The sequence below is a fragment of the Micromonospora sp. NPDC049203 genome (assembly GCF_043197215.1).
In the GTDB taxonomy this organism is placed as follows: Bacteria; Actinomycetota; Actinomycetes; order Mycobacteriales; family Micromonosporaceae; genus Micromonospora.
The window spans coordinates 127,195-143,285 of sequence record NZ_JBICSV010000010.1 but is presented as its reverse complement, the minus strand read 5'-3'; the positions used below and the strand labels follow the sequence as shown (position 1 = coordinate 143,285).

Below are 16,091 nucleotides of genomic sequence, written 5' to 3'. Positions count from 1 at the left end.
TGCCGTCATGATCGAGGACGCGCCGTGCCGTTGACGAACCCCTGGCTGACCGGGCCGACGCCGACGAGAAAGCTGGACCGGGAACGCCTGGCCGAACGCATCCTCAACCTGCTGTCGTCGCAGAACATGTGCGTGCTCGCCACGACCGGGCCGGACGGGCCGCTCGCCACGCCGGTGCGTTACTACCCGCTCGACTTCACGCTGATGTTCACCGCCGCGCCGCGCTCACCGAAGATGCGCAACATCGCCGCCGACCCCCGGGTGTCAATCGGCGTCTTCGCGCCGCTGGTCGGGCTGGCCAGCAGCCGTGGCGCCCAGGTGTTCGGCACCGCCCGGGTGCTCGGCCCGGACCACCCCGACCGGGCGCACCACTGGGCCGCGTTCCGCTGGGAGAACGAACACGCCGAGCGCGGCCGGTCGCTGTCCGAGCCGCCCGAGGACCCGCTCGTGGTGATCGAGGCCGACCGGATCGTCTACACCGAACACTGGTTGCGCCGCGAGGGCTACGCCCCGCGCCAGCACTGGCGTCGCTGACCCGTCCGCCGGCCGGCGGTGGGTGGAGCACCGCGTGTGCCACCCATGACCTCTACACCTCGCGGAAACCGCCTAACGCCCGGTCAGCGCCCCGGCCAACGTGTCGACGAACCGGGGGAGCACCTCGTCGTCCGGCAGGTGAGCCGGGTTGATCTCGGTGACCGACAGCCCGGCGAACCGAGGGCTCGCCACCAGCTCCGCCAGCGTCGCCGCCGCCTCGCCGAGGCTGAGCCCGAACGGCTCCGGCACGTCCGCCAGCGGCGCGTCCACGAAGCTCAGCACGTCCACGTCGAAGTGCACCACGAACCGGTCGGCCGCGCCCTCGGCCACCGACCGTGCCCGGCGTGCCGCCGCCCGCGCGTCGGCGTGCACCTCGTCGGCCGGCACGTACGCCAGCCCCAGCTCCGCCACCAGCTCCCGCTCGTGGTCACCCCGGGGCAGCGAGTCCCCGTACACCACCACCCGCTCCGGCGACAGCAGCGGCACCGCCGGCCCGACACCCGCCACCTCGGGCAGCGTCCCCGGCAGGCCGAGCATGTGCGCCAACCCCATCGCGTCCAGGTTGCCGTTGGCGCGGGTCTCCGGGGTGTAGAGATCCGGGCCGCCGTCCACGTACACCAGCGCGGACGGCAGCCCGGCCCGCGCGCAGCCGGCGACCAGGCCGAGCGTCACCGTGCAGTCGCCGCCGAGCACCAGCGGCGCGCGCCCCCGGCCCAGCGCCGCTGCGACCCGGTCGGCCACCGCCGAGGCGACGGCGGCCACCGCGCCCGCGTTCTGACCCCTGGGGTACGCCGGATCCGGCCGCCACCGGAAGCCCGGCACGTCACCGGCGTCCTCGACGTCGGCGCCCAGCAGGTCGAGCAGGCCGGCGGCGCGCAGGGCGGCTGGTGCGCGTTCGACGCCCGGGGTGTGGGCGCCCGCGCTCGACGGTGCCCCGACGACCGTCCACTGACGAGTGTCCATCGCCCCACCCTAACCACCGCCGGGGCAGGTCACCGGGGATCAGCGCAGCACCAGCAGGTCCAGCGCGTCGATCACCGGGCCGCTGTCGGCACGTGCCGCCTCGCGTAACCGCTGGACGCCGGCGGCGTACTCCGCATCGGTGATCAGCTGAAGCGGCGTGTGCGCCTCCCGGCGCAGGCCGGCCGCCGCCTCCCGCAGCGACGGCGCGGTGACCTGCGGGACCGCCTCGACCACCGCGGCGGCGAAGCCGGCGCCGGCGAAGGCGGCCGCGACGTCGGCGACGGCGGGATACGTGTCCAGCACGCGGACCGCCTCGGGGAAGTAGTCGAACAGCGTGATCGCCTCGTGGCGTCCGGCGAACGCCGACCGGATGAGCACCGGCGCGCCGGGCCGCAGCACCCGGCGCAGCTCGCGCGCCGCGGCGGCCAGGTCCGGCACGTGGTGGATGACAGTGGACAACCACGCCCCGTCGACGCTGCCGTCGGCGAGCGGGAGGTGCCCGGCGTCGCCCGCGACCAGCGGCGCGAACGCGCACCGTGCGCGCATCGCCGCCGACGGCTCGACGGCGACGACCTCGACGCCGGGGAACCAGCCGCTGAAGGCGCGTGCCCAGCTACCGGTCCCGGCGCCCAGGTCCAGCAGCCGCATGCCTCGGCGCGGGCCGAGGTGCCGGGCGACGGCGGCCCGCCAGGCCGTGAGACCGTCGTCGGTGAGGTGCCGGGTCGCGGCGAACGCCTCGGCGTCCGCGTCGTGGTACGCGATGCGGGCCATACGCCACAGCCAACTCCCGGCAAGCCGGCGAGGCAAGCACTGTGGCGGGTCACACGCCGGTCTGGGAGAGGGGTGGGGAGTGCGGTATCGGATCCACTTCGCCGCCGGACTGCCGGCGGCGGACCTTCGCGCGTTCCTGCTGACGGAGTACGGCGTCGCACCGGAGACCGTGTACGTCGGGCGGATCGAGGACCGGGCCATCGACGATCCTCGGCCGGTGGTGATGCTCACGCCGCCTGACGAGGACGAGGGATTCGGCTGGATCCTCACCGGCGACACCGAACTGGCCGACGCCACCGGTCTGCGCGAACATGACCTCGCGGTTGCCCTCGCCCGGGCGTTCGGCGTACGGGCGCTGGTCGACGACGGCGGCGTCCACCCCGACCGGTGGGTGCTGGTCAGCGCCGACGGCAGCAGCGGCCGGGTGCTGACCGACGCCGACGCCGCCGCCGACGGGGACCTGCGGATCGTGCACGCGCTGGAGCCGATCAGTGGGGAGCCGCAGCTCGCCGTCGTACCGCCGCCGGACTGGGCCCGCGACTGGTGACCCGGCCGGGCCCGGGATCAGTGGATGAGGCTCGCGTGCCAGTCCCGCAGAAACGCCTCCGCCAGCGCGCGAGCCCGGGGGCGAACGTCGAAGCTCTCCCCGACCCGGCGGCGGGCCATGTGTGACAGCCCGTCAGCGGCCTCGTTGAGCGCGTGCCCGCTGTGCGCCTTGACGTGCCGGAAGGACAGGTCCGGTCGACGGCTCACCTGCTCGGCGAGGCGCACCAGCGTCGGCCGGTCGGCCCAGCGGCGCCGGCGCAGGCTGTAACCGGCCGGCATGTCCGCCACCGAGCCGGACTGCCAGCGGTGCAACCACCGCAGCGCGGAGAGGCTGTCCACCAGCACGGTCATCGCCGGTGGCGGGTCGTCGTACGCGGTGAGCAGGAAGTCCACCGCCCGCAGCTCGTTGATCAGCACTCGGGACGCGCCGGTCGGGTCCAGGCGGCCGGTGCCCCGGCTGCGCAAGCCGTACCGGCCGTCGCTCGCCACGTACCCGATGCCGCCGGCACGGCCCTTCCAGCTCGCGTCGGTCGCGGCGACGACCGGCGCGGAAGCTGTCGCCCACCGCTGGACCTGCCCACGTCCCCGTTCCGGCTCCGGTTGTGACCGGCAGTCGGCGCCGTGCTCCTCGGCCAGCCGGGTGGCGTTGTCCAGGAGCTGCCCGGCCGAGGCGAGCTGGTCGTAGTGCGCCGCGGTCAGGGCGAGGGTGACCGCGTCGCCGATGCGCTGGCACTGCGGGCAGGTGGTGCGGAAGACGTAGCGGCGCAGCGGGAGCGCGCGGGCGTACAGGGGCGCGGGCAGGAGGCTCAGGGCGTGGCGGAACTCATCGGGTCGCATACTTGCTCCTGACGGGTATGGGAGGGCGGGGGTCAGGCCGGCGCGATGGTCCAGTTGCCGTCGGCGGTGATCTGCACGAGCGCGGGCGTGGTGAGCGGGCGGACGCCGGAGTACGCGCCGATCTCGTTGACGAGCAGGCCCCCCTCGCCGTCGTCCAGGGAGTACGCATGGACGACGAAGTTGGACGAGCCGCGCCGGTGGGTGATCCGCACGGCGGTGGCGTCGCCGCCGAGCAGCAGCACGTCGTCACCCTTGCCGGACGCCTTTCCGGTCTCCGACGTGGTGGCCAGTTGCGCGACAGTGCCGATGGTGAGCGTCCACGAGCCGCTGGCCTCGATCTCGAACTGCGTCGTCAGCGAGCCGTCCTCCACGTTGATCCACCGCTTGCCGGTGTACGACCCGATCTCGTTGACGAGCAGCCCGTCGCCGTCGCTCTTGAGCACCGTGTTGCTGTTGCACCGGCAGGTGAACTTGACGACCGCGAGGTCGGTCAGGTCGGGGATGCGCACCACGTCGTCGCCGCGTCCCTTCACGACCTTCGGCTTTGGAGTGGGCGACGGCGCCGGCGGCTCGGTGGTGGCCGGCGCGGCCGGGGTGGGCGCGGCGGTGGTCGGGGCCGCCGTGGTCGGCGCGGCGGACGGGGACGCCGAGGCGGGGACGGTGCTGCGCTGAGCAGCGGTGACCGGCTGCGGCTCGTCGTCCTCGGTGAGCGCGCCGGCCAGGATGACGCCGCTGATCGCGAGAGCGAGCACGACGCCGCCGGCGACGAGGGGACGCGCGTCTGCGGGGCGGTTCGCTGCGGCGGGCGGGTTCGGCATCGTCGCGTCGCCGGTCCGGTCGGGCGGCGCGGGCTGGGTCGGGTCGGACATTGCGGTTCCTCTCGGGGTCGGGGGTGCGGGGCGGGTGCGGCCCGCCCCGCAGCGGTGGCTGGTCAGTTCAGCGAGACGGTCACGCCGCCGGAGAACGGCGAGTCGTGCAGCTCCAGGCGGGCGAGCTTGACGCCCTTGGGGATGTCGAAGACGACCACGCCGGTGACCTGGTTGCCGGGGTTGATGTCGTTGAGGAACGTCTCGGCGTTCTTGTTGGCGTAGAGGCCGGCCGAGCCGTCGGCGGAGTACTCGGTGCCGTTGGCCGCGTACGCCTTCTGGCTGCTGCCGTCGAACATCTGCGACTCCTTGCCGATGTTCTTCACGTTGAGCGTGACCAGGCAGAACTGGCCCTGCGCCGTGGCGCCGAACGCCGACGAGCCGACCTTGCCGACGCCGCACTTGGCGGACTTGACGGTGAACTCGAACTTGCCGTCGCGGGCCGGCTGGCCGATCTTCGCGGTCTTCGGCTTGTCGTCGCTCTTGCCGGCGTCCGTCTTGCCGCCGTCGGTCTTGCCGGCGGCCGCCTCGGTGCCGGAATCGGCCTTGCTTCCGGTGGTGTCGTCGGTGGTGCCGGCGCCGCAGCCCAGGGCCATGAGGGCGCCGGCGATCAGGGCGAGCGTGGTGGTCTTGCGCATCGTTTTCCTCCTGCTGTGAACGTGGCGGCGTCAATAAGAGCATCATCTGTGAACGGTGTCAACAAGCATCATGCTTGACAGATGTGACACACTCCGAACGTGCAGGAGACACCGACAATCACCGCAGCGGAGATCGCCCGGCTCGCCGGTGTCGGCCGGGCCGCCGTCAGCAACTGGCGCAAACGGCACGGCGACTTCCCCGACCCGGTCGGCGGCAGCGCCACCAGCCCGGAGTTCGACCTCGCCCAGGTCGAACGCTGGCTGCACGCCCAGGGCAAGCTCCCGGAACTCGCCACCGCCGACCGGCTCTGGCGCCACCTCGCCCCGGCCGGCGCCTCACCGGCCGCCGGGCTCGCCGCCGTCGGGGCCCGGCTGCTCGCCCGGCAACGCGGCCAACGACCTGCCCGTCCCGCGGACCCGCAGCTCAAGGCGCTGCTGCCGGACGTCGACGCGCTCGCCGACGAACTCGGCCCACAGGGCGCCTTCGACGCGCTCTGGCAACGCTTCTCCGCCCCCGGACCGGGCCGCCCCTTCGCCACCCCCGACGACATCGCCGACCTGATGGCCGGGCTCGCCGCCGTCGCCGGCGGCTCCGTGTTCGACCCCGCCGCCGGCACCGGCGCCACACTGCGCGCCGCCGTCCGCGCCGGCTGCACCTCCGCGTACGGGCAGGAACTCGACCCCGACCTCGCCCGGCTCGCCGGACTGTGGCTGGCGCTGCGCGACGTACCAGGCGAGGTGAGCACCGGCGACTCACTGCGCGCCGACGACTACCAGGGGCGCACGTTCGACGCGGTCGTCTGCCACCCGCCCTTCGGCGCCAGCAACTGGGGCGACGAGGAACTCGGCCACGACCCCCGCTGGATCGTCGGCACCACCCCACGTACCGAGCCGGAACTCGCCTGGGTCCAGCACGCGCTATCCCACCTGCGCCCCGGCGGCCACGCCGTACTCCTCATGCCCCCCGCCGTGGCCGGCCGCCGCGCCGGCCGCCGCATCCGCAAGGAACTGCTGCGCCGCGGCGCGCTGCGCGCCGTCGTCGCGCTGCCACCGGGGGCGGCGGCACCGCACGGCGTACCCCTGCACCTGTGGGTGCTGCGCCGCCCGCCCGCCGACGCGCCGCTGCCGGCGCGGACGCTGTTCGTCGACGCCGCCACCGGCGACCACTCCCGCATCCTGGAGACCTGGCGGGCCTTCACCGCCGACGCCGAGGTGGACGAGCCCGGCTACGCCCGCGCCGCCGACGTCATCGAACTGCTCGACGACGACGTCGACCTCACCCCCGCGCGTCGCCAGCCCGCCGTCGCGGGCGAGGCGACAGGCGAACATCTGGTACGCACACGCGAGCGCCTCGCCGCCGTCGTCGCCGACCTGCCCACACTGATGCCACAGGTGACGCCCGCAGCCGACGGGGGCCAGGGGGAGTTCCTCACGGTCGGCGAGTTGGTCCGGGCCGGCGCTTTGCAGCTTCTCGGACCGATCCGGGGCGCTGCCTCCGGCGACGACGGTGAACCGGCCGGCGACGGTAGGCCGGTGCTGACCGTGCCGGACGTGCTCAGCGGTGGCGAACCCTCGGGCCGCGACGACGGGCGGCTCGGGCAGGAGATCGCGCTGGCCGCCGGGGACGTGGTGGTGCCGATGATCGCGCGGCAGCTCACCGCGCGGGTGGTGACGGCGGAGGGTGCGCTGTTGGGGCGCAACCTGTATCTGCTGCGGCCGAATCCGGCGGCGCTGGATTCGTGGTTCCTTGCCGGGCAGTTGCGGACGTCGGCGAATGAGCGGCAGGCGTCGAGCTTGTCGGGGACGCTGCGGTTCGACGTGCGGCGGGCTCAGGTGCGGCGGGTGTCGCGGGATGAACAAGAGGCTTACGGGGAGGCGTTCCGGCGGCTGCACGAGTTCGAGTCGGCAATCCGACAGGCCGCCTCACTGGGCGCGGAACTCGCCCAGTTGACCGCGGACGGACTGGCCCAGGGCGCAATCGCACCTGCGGCCCGACGTCAGTACCAGCGCAAATCGCCGAAGGGGCACTAGCTCCTTGATCGAACAACGTTGTACGGTCGTGCGTCCGCCGGGCTCCGACCCGACGGGTGGCAGTTCGGTTGGGTGTCATCGTGAGGGGGCGGGATGACGCTGGGCACCATCGGCGGCTTCGAGTTGGTCAAGCCGCTGGGCTCGGGCGGGATGGGTGAGGTGTTCTTCGCCGTGTCTCCGACCGCCGACCGCGTCGCGCTCAAGGTGATCCGGAAGCACCTGATCGAGGAGCCGACGATCCGGGACCGATTCGCCGCCGAGGTCGACAGTCTCAAGCTGGTGTTCGGCTCGCGGATCGCCCGCCTGGAGGACGCCGACCCCTACGGTGACCCGGCGTGGCTGGCCGTGGAGTACGTGCCCGGTGCGACGTTGCGGCAGCACGTCGACGCCCGCGGACCTCTTCCGTTGCCGCTTGCCGCCATGGTCGGCGCGATGCTCGCCGACGGGCTGGGCAAGGTGCACCAGGCCGGTCTGCTGCACCGCGACCTCAAGCCGCAGAACATCATCCTCGGGCCCGACGGCCCGAAGCTCATCGACTTCGGGCTGGCGATCCTGATCGATCGCAGCGACTACCTGACCGAGCCGGGCGCCCTGGTGGGCACGCCCGCCTACATGTCGCCGGAGCAGGTACGCGGTGAGCGGGAGCTGACCGCGGCGGTGGACGTTTACGGGCTGGCGGCGACGCTGGTCTTCGCTCTGACCGGCCACGGCCTCTACCCGCCGACCAATTCGTGGAACCTGCTGCTACGCATCACCGAACCCAGCGACCTGCCAGACCTGTCCGGTGTGCCCGCGGAGCTGGCGCCGTTGCTCGGCGCGATGCTGGCCCACGACCCCGACGCCCGGCCCGGGTTGGACGACGTCGGCGCCCGCCTGCTCGCCGTCGCCACAGCGAGCAGCGGCAAGACGGCCTCCGGCCTGCGCCAAGAGGTCGCCGGCCTGACCTATGACGGGGACACCGAGCTGCTCGTCCCAGCGGATCTGCAGGATCCCCAGCGGGACCCGGAGGACACCTCGGTCGAGCCCGAGGACGACACAGTGCCGGTGCCGGACCCGAAGCCCACCGTGGTCGACCCGGAGCGCCAGAAGGATTCCGGCCCCGACGTCACATGGCTGGTCGAGAAGATCCGCCGCCAGTACGCCCGACGCTCGACCCTGTAGGAAGGCTCCACCGATGACCACCTCCCAGGACGCCACCTTCGCCCCGGGCTCCCGCATCGTCGTCCGGGACGAGGAGTGGCTTGTCCGAGGCGTCAAGACCGGCACCGCCGACGGCACCATGATCAAGGCTGTCGGGGTGTCGGAATTCGTCCAGGACGTCGAGGCGACATTTTTCACCGGCCTCGAGGACATCACACCGCTGGTTCCCGAACAGACGGAACTCGTCGTGGACACCTCGTCGCGGTTCCGGCAGAGCCGGCTGTTCCTGGAAGCGGTGCTGCGGCGTACGCCACTGCCGCGCACCGAACGCGGCCTCGCCCTCGCCGACCGATTCCTGCTCGACCCGCTCACGTACCAGCAGCGCCCGGTAGAACTGGCGCTGTCCGGCCTGCGACCGCGCATCCTGCTCGCCGACGTGGTCGGCCTCGGCAAGACCCTGGAGATCGGGCTGATCCTCGCCGAGCTGATCCGCCGGGGCCGAGGTGACCGGATCCTGGTGGTGTCCCCGCAGCAGGTGCTGGAGCAGTTCCAGCGCGAACTCTGGACCCGCTTCGCGATTCCCCTGGTGCGACTCGACTCGACCGGAATCCAACGCATCCAGCAGGAGATTCCGGCCGGGCGGAATCCGTTCACCTACTTCAAGCGCGCCATCATCTCCGTCGACACCCTCAAGGACGCCGGCCAGTTCGGCCACCACCTCGACGCCACCACCTGGGACGTCGTGGTCATCGACGAGTCGCACAACCTCATCAACAAGGGCACCAAGCGCAATGAGCTGGCCCGCCGGCTCGCCGCGAAGACCGACGCGCTGCTGCTCGCCAGCGCCACTCCGCACAACGGTGACAAGGAGTCGTTCGCGCAGCTCATCTCGCTGCTCGACCCGGCCGCGATCGCGAACGAGAAGCAGTACGAGGCGAAGGACATCGCCCACCTCTACCTGCGCCGTACGAAGGTCAGCCCGGAGGTGCGGGACCAGATCGGCGACCGCTGGGCCGACCGGGGCCCCTCCCAGGCGGTGTACTGCACGGCCGGCGCGATCGAGGAGCAGATCTTCGACGAGCTGACCGACGTGTGGCTGGCCGGCAAGTGGAGCGACGAGGCAGTCACCGGGCAGCACCGGCTCTTCCCATACACGTTGTTGAAGTCTTTCCTCTCCTCGCACCGGGCGCTGCACGAGACGGTGACCAACCGGCGCAAGAAGGCCACCGGCGCCGAGCGCGCGGCGCTGGACCGGCTCGCGGAGCTGACTTCGGCGTTGACCGACCACGACTCCAGCAAGCTCGTAAAGCTTGTCGAGGAGTTGAAGAAGATCGGCGTGGGCAGGGGCAGCGACACCAGGGCGGTGGTGTTCTCCGAGCGCGTTCCCACCATCAAGTGGCTGGCCGAGACGGTCCCGGGCATGCTCGGCCTCAAGCCGAACGCCGTGCGGGTGCTGCACGGCGGCGTCGCCGACCAGGACGAGCAGCGCATCCTCCAGGAGTTCGAGCTGGCCGGCAGCGAGGTGCGGCTGCTGTTCACCGGCGACGTCGCCTCCGAGGGCGTCAACCTGCATCAGCAGTGCCATCACCTGATCCACTACGACATCCCGTGGAGCCTGATCCGGATCGAGCAGCGCAACGGCCGCATCGACAGGTACGGGCAGAAGCACCAGCCGCAGTTCCGGGCGCTCATCCTCACCTCGGAGCGGGACGACGCCAAGGACGACCGGACGGTCTCCGAGAAGCTGCTCGACCGGGAAGCGGTGGCCCATCGCAGCCTGGGCAGCGTCGAAGCCGCAACTGGTCTCTACGACGCCAAGGCCGAGGAAGACCGGCTGGTCCGCGACCTGCTGGCCGGCAAGAGCGTCGACGAGTCCTACGAGGCTGCCCACGCCGAGATCGACGTGATGGCCGACCTCTTCGGAGATGTCGGCACCGCCCCCGTTATGACGGACGTTGCCGTGGCCCGGGTGCCGAAGCTCTTCGACTCCACCGAGGACTTCGTTGACGCGGCGCTGCGGGAGATCTACGAGGACCGGCCCGAGGACCACATCGACCTGCGCCGGGAGGACGAGTTGCTCACGTTCCTCGCCCCCGACGACCTGGTGCACCGGCTCACTGACCTGCCCCGCTCCTACCTGCGCGCCCACCGTGAGGGCGAGGACCTGCGGCTGAAGGTCACCTTCGACCGCACACTCGCCCAGCGCAAGCTCGACCAGGCCCGGCAGAGCAAGACCCCGATGTGGCCGGAGATCGCCTTCCTCAGCGACGTCCACCCGATGGTCGACTGGCTCGTCGACAAGGTGCTCATCCGGCTCGGCCGCCAGCAGGCTCCGGTGCTCACCGCCGACGTGACCGCGCCGACCTACCTGATCCAGGGCGTCTACGCCAACCGCCTCGGCCAGCCCACAGTGGTGCAGTGGATGGCCGTCTCCGGCCTGCCTGCTGCGCCGGAGATCCGGCCGATGGACGAGGTGCTGCGCGAGGCCAACGTCGGCCCGTCCATGGTCAACCGCGCAGAGGCACTGGCGCTCGACCCGTTCCGCCAGCTCCTGCCGCAGGCCGTCGCGGCAGCCCGCCGGCACCTTGAGGCCGAACGCGCCGAGTGGGACGCGGCGAACGCCGAACCGTTGGAGCACTACCGGCGGCGGCTGCAAACCTTCGAGCAGGCCAGCATCTTCGACGAGCTGCCCGCCTCGCACCGTGCGAAGCGCCGTGAACGGGCGCGGAACACCGTCGCCGAGCAGCACGATCTGCTCGACCGTCTGGAAACCGCGGGGGATCCGCTGCTGCGGGTCCTCGCCGTCCTCGTCCCGTCCCCGGAGAGTGCCGCATGAGCTTCGAAGCGCTGACCAACCGCGGCGAGTACCTTTCCGCCCACTACCTCGCCGAGATCCTGCCCACCACCCTGAAGGGTGGCCTGCTCAAGCAGTGGGCCGAGCGGGAGAAGGCGGGCGACCAGACACCGCGCACCGGCCTGCGGGGCATGCGCCGCCCCTACTTCGACGCGAAGACGGAGCTGGCCGACGACGAGTTCTTCGACCCGGAGCGGCTGCGCAAGCTGCACCAGGACGTGCTGCGGGCCCTCGGCTTCGAGCCGCAGCCGCAGACCATCACCGTCGAGCGCGCCGGCCAGGAGCACCAGATCACGGTCGCGCACGCGGAACTCACCTCCGCGCACGGCATCGTCGCACTCGACTGCGGCTGGGCCGTCGACGCCGAGGCCGCGCAGGACCCGGACGACGCCGGCCGCCTGCTCGCCCCGGTCACCCTGAACGGCACCGAGACGATTGACACCGGTGCCAAGCTCGCGTCGTGGCTCTTCGCCGCCGACGACCCGAAACCCCGGTACGTCCTGATCCTCAGCGGCGGCGTGGTGACCCTCGCCGACCGCACCGCCTGGGGCGAGGGCCGCTACCTGGCCGTCAGCCTGGACACCGCCTACGCCCGCAACGACGACCGGGAGTACGACGTCGTCGCCGCGCTGTTCGGCGCCGACTCGCTGCGCCCGCCCGCCGAGGGCGGCACCGAACCCCTCGCCGACCTGGTCGCCGGCTCCCGCCAGCACGCTGTCGGCGTCTCCGGTGAACTCCGCGAAGGTCTCAAGGTCTCCGTCGAACTCATCGCCAACGAGGTGCTCGACCGCATCCGGCAGGCGGGCTACCAGCCGCAGGACGTGATGGAGCTCGACGAACTGGCCAGGGCACTCGGGCGGGAGGCGTTGCGCTACCTCTACCGGATCCTGTTCCTGCTCTACGCCGAAGCCCGGCCCGAACTGGGCGTCCTGCCGGTCAACGACCGCGAGTACGTCGAGGGCTACAGCCTGGCCCGCATTGGCGACCTCGTCTCCCGCAAGCTCGCCCCCTCGGCCGAGGGCGGCTTCCACCTGTACGAGTCGCTCGACCTGCTGTTCCGTATGGTCAACGACGGCCACCGGCCGCGTGCCGGTGCAGAGGTCGACGACAAGGCCAGCGAGGGCGAGGGCCTGCGCTTCGAGCCGATGAAGTCGGACCTGTTCCTGCCGGAGAAGACCAAGCTCATCGGCCGACTCCCTGCGCCGGACAGCGACGACGAGGACGACCCGGACGCGGCGACCATCGACACGCGGCTGCGCAACAAGGTCCTCTACCAGGTGCTGCGTCGGCTGATGCTGACCAAGGGCGCGAAGAGGCGCCGGGGTGGCTTCATCTCGTACGCCCAGCTCGGCATCAACCAGCTCGGTGCCGTGTACGAGGGCCTGATGTCCTACACCGGTTTCGTCGCCACCGAGCAGCTCTACGAGGTCGCCAAGAACGGCGACCCGAAGGACGGCTCGTGGATGATCCCGGCCTCCAAGGCCGACGAGTACGACGACAACGTCTTCGTCTACAAGGAGGACCCGTACACCGGTGTGCGCAGCCGGGTCAGCTATGCCCCCGGCGCGTTCGTCTACCGCCTCGCCGGCCGGGACCGGCAAACCAGCGCCTCGTACTACACCCCACAGTCGCTGACCGAGGTCACCGTCCAGCTCGCCCTGAAGTACCGCCTCGACCAGGACGGCACCACCCCGGCGCGGGAGCTGCTCAACTGGACGATCTGCGAGCCGGCGCTCGGCTCCGGCGCGTTCCTCAACGAGGCGATCAACCAGGTCGCCGCCGAGTACCTGCGCCGCCGCGCCCGCGAGCTGAAGGTGGACCTGGACCCGGAGCAGTACCACCTCGAACTCCAGCGGGTGAAGGCGTACATCGCGCTGCACAACAGCTACGGCGTCGACCTCAACCGCACCGCCGTCGAGCTGGCCGAGGTGTCGCTCTGGCTCAACGTCATGCACGCCGGCCTGCAGGCGCCCTGGTTCGGTCTGCACCTGCAGCGCGGCAACTCGCTCATCGGCTGCGGACGCAAGACCTATGAACCGAAGCAGCTCGCCGACAAGTCCTGGCTCACCGCCGCCCCGGCGGAGAAGCCGTTCCGGGACGGTCCGATCGACGAGGGCACCGTCCACCACTTCCTGCTCCCCGCCGACGGGTGGGGCGCGGTCGCGGGGGAGAAGGAGGCCCGCGAGCTGGCGCCTGCCGAGACCGCGAAGCTCAAGGCATGGCGTACGGCGATGAAGCGCGTCCCATCCGCCAAGGGGAAAAACTCGCAGGTCAAGCGGCTGCAGGCGCTGGCCCGGCGGGTGGAATTTCTGTGGGGGCTGGTGCAGCAGCGGCTTGCCATCTCGGAGCGGGAGATCCGCCGGGACATCAAGGTCTGGGGTGCCGAGGGCCTGCCGCGGGTGACCGAGGCGGTAGCCCGGGACAAGATCCTCGCCGACCTGACCGCGCCGGGCACGCCGTACTGGCGGCTCAAGACCCTGATGGACGTCTGGTGCGCGCTGTGGTTCTGGCCGCTGGACAAGGTCGGCCTGCTCGACGGCTCGGACCTGGCGGCATACCCGGCCGCGCCCGTCCAGGTGTCGCACGTCAAGGACATTCCGGCGTACGAGGAGCAGGTGGTATACGAGACGCCGGACATCTTCGGCAACGTGGAGCCACGGCAGATGACCCTGCCGACCAAGGCGACCGGCACCCGCCGGATGACCGTGGCCGAACAGCTCCGCAAGCAGGTGCCGCTGACCAACCTGGACGACTGGCTGACGTTCGCGGAGGCGCTGGTCGGGCGCAGCGACGTGGACGAGAACACCGAACGCTTCTACGGCCGCAAGCTCGACAGCCTGGCCGAGATGAGTGAGCTTGAGCAGAAGCTCGACGGGGTGATCGGTGTGGACTCGCCGTGGATGCTGGCCGACCGGTTCCCGTGGCTGCTGGCGGCCGAGCGGATCGCGGAGCAGCAGGGCTTCTTCCACTGGGAGCTGACGTTCGCGCAGGCGTTCGCCAAGGGCGGCTTCGACCTCCAGGTCGGCAACCCGCCGTGGGTACGTCCAATCTGGGATGAGACGCTTGTGTTGGCGGAGTTGGATCCCTGGTTTGTGCTCTCCGGAAGACAGTCGACGCAGCAGTGGCGTGAGCGGAAGAAGCAGACCCTCCAAACTCGCCGATGGCGGTTCCTGCTTCGGGAACTAACCACGAATGTCGGCGGTGCGCGGGCCTTCGGATCGCCTGGAATGTATCAGCTCTTGGTCGGCACACAGCCGGATCTCTACCGAGCCTTTATGGTGCGGGTGTGGGGTAACCAGGCTCCGAGAGGGATGGCGGCGCTAATCCATCCTGATAGTCATTTCAGTGGTGCAAACGAAGGGGTTTTACGTGAGGCAACGTACCGCCATCTCCGGTTCCATGCTCACTTCTCAAACCGCAAACAGCTATTTCCAGAGATTCAAGGAACGCGCCAATATGGCGTGAATGTCTATGGATGTCAACAAGACATCAACTTCGTTCACGCCAGTTGGCTGTTCCATCCGATGACCTTGGTGGAATCGCTTTCGCATGATGGCTCCGGTGATCGTCCCGGCATCAAACACAACGGGGCGTGGGAGCTCCGGCCGCATCGATCTAGGTTGACCACTGTTGATGAGAGGGTGCTTCGCGAGTGGAGTCGGCTTCTCGGAGACGATAGTCTCCCTGTAGTTCGAAGTCCGCTGCTATATCCCGTGACATTAGACGAGCAGGGGGCCATCTCTGCTCTTGCTGCCGTTGGCCAGCGGCTGGGCTGGCTTGGCCCGCGCATAAGCGGCGGATATCATGAGCGAGGTTCTAGGGAGGCGGGTGTTATTCGTGAGGAGAGCGCGAGCCCTGTGCACTTCTCGGATGTCATACTGCAAGGACCGCACTTCTCCGTTGCGCTGCCCTTCTACAAGGTGCCCAAGGTTCCCTGTAACAGTATCCAGGACTGGCATTTGGTTGATCCAGCGAAGCTGTCTTCATCAGCAGTTCCTTCAACCAACTATGTCCGCGCTTGTAATCTGAGCCGATACCATGGGCTTCAAGATCAGTGGGACGGTCGCCGATACACGGACTACTACCGCATTGCATGGCGCCGGCGGATATCCTTCGACGGCGAAAGGTCCCTTTTTGCCGCGCTTATTCCCCCTGGACCCGCGCACGTCGACTCCGTGCACTCGCTGGCCCTTCCGACGAACCGCGAGACAGTCATGAACGCGGGTTTCTGGGCGGCGTTGCCCTTGGATTACATCCTCCGAGTAACCGGCCGTGCGGATCTTCGTGGAGCTGACGCAGCAAACATGCCGGGCGCCCTGGTTGATCACCCGTTGGCGAACGCTCTGCTGCTTCGCGTTTTGCGCCTAAGTTGCCTGACTGAAGCTTACGCAAAGCTCTGGGAGGAACTGTGTGACTTTGATCGGCTGTCGCGCGAATCGTGGGCACTGGACTGGCCTGGCCTAAGTCCGCTCGCTACCGCTAGAGCAGAGTGGACTCGGGAAACTGCTTTGCGAACCGAACGCGCTAGGCGTGCTGCCTTGGTGGAGATCGATGCCCTAGTTTCGGTGTGGCTTGGCGTAACCGCCAATCAACTCGTTGCAATCTATCGCTCGCGCTACCCCGTTTTAGCAGATTATGATCGCGGGGCGTGGTTCGATTCAAAAAGCCGAAAAATAGCTGCCAGCCACAGCACCTTCGGCTTCGGTCAGACAAAGGAGCATCACGAACAGTTGATGGCGTACTTGGACGATCCCGAGCGGAACCGGCCGCCCGAGGGGTATGCTGCGCCGTTCTACAAAGCTGATCGGGAGAACGAGTATCGGCAGGCGCATGCCGTATTCAGTAAGCGGCTTCAGGATGCGATTGACGCGGGCTGGCGGTCGTAGTCCTTCCCCTTCTCACCCTTTGAGA

At 70.0% G+C, this 16,091-nt stretch carries 11 protein-coding genes; 6 read left to right on the top strand and 5 right to left on the bottom strand.

Going from position 1 to position 16,091, the window contains the following annotated elements; translation table 11 throughout:
- Positions 1–24 precede the first annotated feature (24 nt).
- Positions 25–534: a pyridoxamine 5'-phosphate oxidase family protein gene (locus ACGFIA_RS24205; protein ID WP_357479253.1), complete on the top strand. Its 510-nt coding sequence runs from the start codon at positions 25–27 to the stop codon at positions 532–534.
- A 72-nt stretch (positions 535–606) separates the two neighbouring features.
- On the opposite strand, the gene ACGFIA_RS24200 is transcribed toward ACGFIA_RS24205, so the two are convergent.
- Positions 607–1,497 carry an arginase family protein gene (locus ACGFIA_RS24200; protein ID WP_357479250.1) on the bottom strand — a complete coding sequence of 297 codons (891 nt, stop codon included), beginning with the start codon at positions 1,495–1,497 and terminating at the stop codon, positions 607–609.
- A gap of 39 nt (positions 1,498–1,536) precedes the next feature.
- Positions 1,537–2,268: a methyltransferase domain-containing protein gene (locus ACGFIA_RS24195; RefSeq protein WP_357479248.1), complete on the bottom strand. Its 732-nt coding sequence runs from the start codon at positions 2,266–2,268 to the stop codon at positions 1,537–1,539.
- Positions 2,269–2,347: 79 nt separating this feature from the next.
- Here ACGFIA_RS24195 and ACGFIA_RS24190 point away from each other — a divergent pair, with 79 nt between their 5' ends.
- Positions 2,348–2,815, top strand: a complete 468-nt coding sequence (locus ACGFIA_RS24190) for a hypothetical protein (RefSeq protein WP_393262239.1) — start codon at positions 2,348–2,350, stop codon at positions 2,813–2,815.
- A gap of 17 nt (positions 2,816–2,832) precedes the next feature.
- Here ACGFIA_RS24190 and ACGFIA_RS24185 read toward each other — a convergent pair whose 3' ends face one another.
- The 3 genes from ACGFIA_RS24185 to ACGFIA_RS24175 all read right to left on the bottom strand — a co-directional run bounded on the left by ACGFIA_RS24185 (position 2,833) and on the right by ACGFIA_RS24175 (position 5,155).
- A complete protein-coding gene (locus ACGFIA_RS24185) occupies positions 2,833–3,651 on the bottom strand; it encodes an RNase H family protein (protein WP_357384497.1) in 819 nt (272 codons plus the stop codon).
- Positions 3,652–3,683: 32 nt separating this feature from the next.
- Positions 3,684–4,520 carry a hypothetical protein gene (locus tag ACGFIA_RS24180; protein WP_357384499.1) on the bottom strand — a complete coding sequence of 279 codons (837 nt, stop codon included), beginning with the start codon at positions 4,518–4,520 and terminating at the stop codon, positions 3,684–3,686.
- Between the two features lie 62 nt (positions 4,521–4,582).
- On the bottom strand, positions 4,583–5,155 hold the full coding sequence (locus ACGFIA_RS24175; protein WP_393262236.1) for a DUF4352 domain-containing protein: 573 nt from the start codon (positions 5,153–5,155) through the stop codon (positions 4,583–4,585).
- A 99-nt stretch (positions 5,156–5,254) separates the two neighbouring features.
- Between ACGFIA_RS24175 and ACGFIA_RS24170 the strand changes: the two genes are divergently transcribed.
- The 4 genes from ACGFIA_RS24170 (at position 5,255) to ACGFIA_RS24155 (ending at position 16,066) form a co-directional block, all read left to right on the top strand.
- Positions 5,255–7,186, top strand: a complete 1,932-nt coding sequence (locus ACGFIA_RS24170) for an N-6 DNA methylase (RefSeq protein ID WP_393262233.1) — start codon at positions 5,255–5,257, stop codon at positions 7,184–7,186.
- Between the two features lie 93 nt (positions 7,187–7,279).
- A complete protein-coding gene (locus ACGFIA_RS24165; protein ID WP_393262231.1) occupies positions 7,280–8,347 on the top strand; it encodes a serine/threonine-protein kinase in 1,068 nt (355 codons plus the stop codon).
- A gap of 13 nt (positions 8,348–8,360) precedes the next feature.
- On the top strand, positions 8,361–11,162 hold the full coding sequence (locus ACGFIA_RS24160) for a helicase-related protein (protein ID WP_393262229.1): 2,802 nt from the start codon (positions 8,361–8,363) through the stop codon (positions 11,160–11,162).
- Positions 11,159–16,066 carry a class I SAM-dependent DNA methyltransferase gene (locus ACGFIA_RS24155; RefSeq protein WP_393262226.1) on the top strand — a complete coding sequence of 1,636 codons (4,908 nt, stop codon included), beginning with the start codon at positions 11,159–11,161 and terminating at the stop codon, positions 16,064–16,066. Before ACGFIA_RS24160 ends, ACGFIA_RS24155 begins: the two co-directional genes overlap by 4 nt.
- Positions 16,067–16,091: the final 25 nt, after the last annotated feature.

What these genes read in the sequence shown, in the direction of transcription:
- ACGFIA_RS24155 (WP_393262226.1), top strand. Translation starts at nt 11,159, where the DNA reads ATGAGCTTCGAAGCGCTGACCAACCGCGGCGAGTACCTTTCCGCCCAC.
- ACGFIA_RS24175 (WP_393262236.1), bottom strand. Translation starts at nt 5,155, where the DNA reads ATGCGCAAGACCACCACGCTCGCCCTGATCGCCGGCGCCCTCATGGCC.
- ACGFIA_RS24185 (WP_357384497.1), bottom strand. Translation starts at nt 3,651, where the DNA reads ATGCGACCCGATGAGTTCCGCCACGCCCTGAGCCTCCTGCCCGCGCCC.
- ACGFIA_RS24160 (WP_393262229.1), top strand. Translation starts at nt 8,361, where the DNA reads ATGACCACCTCCCAGGACGCCACCTTCGCCCCGGGCTCCCGCATCGTC.
- ACGFIA_RS24165 (WP_393262231.1), top strand. Translation starts at nt 7,280, where the DNA reads ATGACGCTGGGCACCATCGGCGGCTTCGAGTTGGTCAAGCCGCTGGGC.
- ACGFIA_RS24195 (WP_357479248.1), bottom strand. Translation starts at nt 2,268, where the DNA reads ATGGCCCGCATCGCGTACCACGACGCGGACGCCGAGGCGTTCGCCGCG.
- ACGFIA_RS24200 (WP_357479250.1), bottom strand. Translation starts at nt 1,497, where the DNA reads ATGGACACTCGTCAGTGGACGGTCGTCGGGGCACCGTCGAGCGCGGGC.
- ACGFIA_RS24180 (WP_357384499.1), bottom strand. Translation starts at nt 4,520, where the DNA reads ATGTCCGACCCGACCCAGCCCGCGCCGCCCGACCGGACCGGCGACGCG.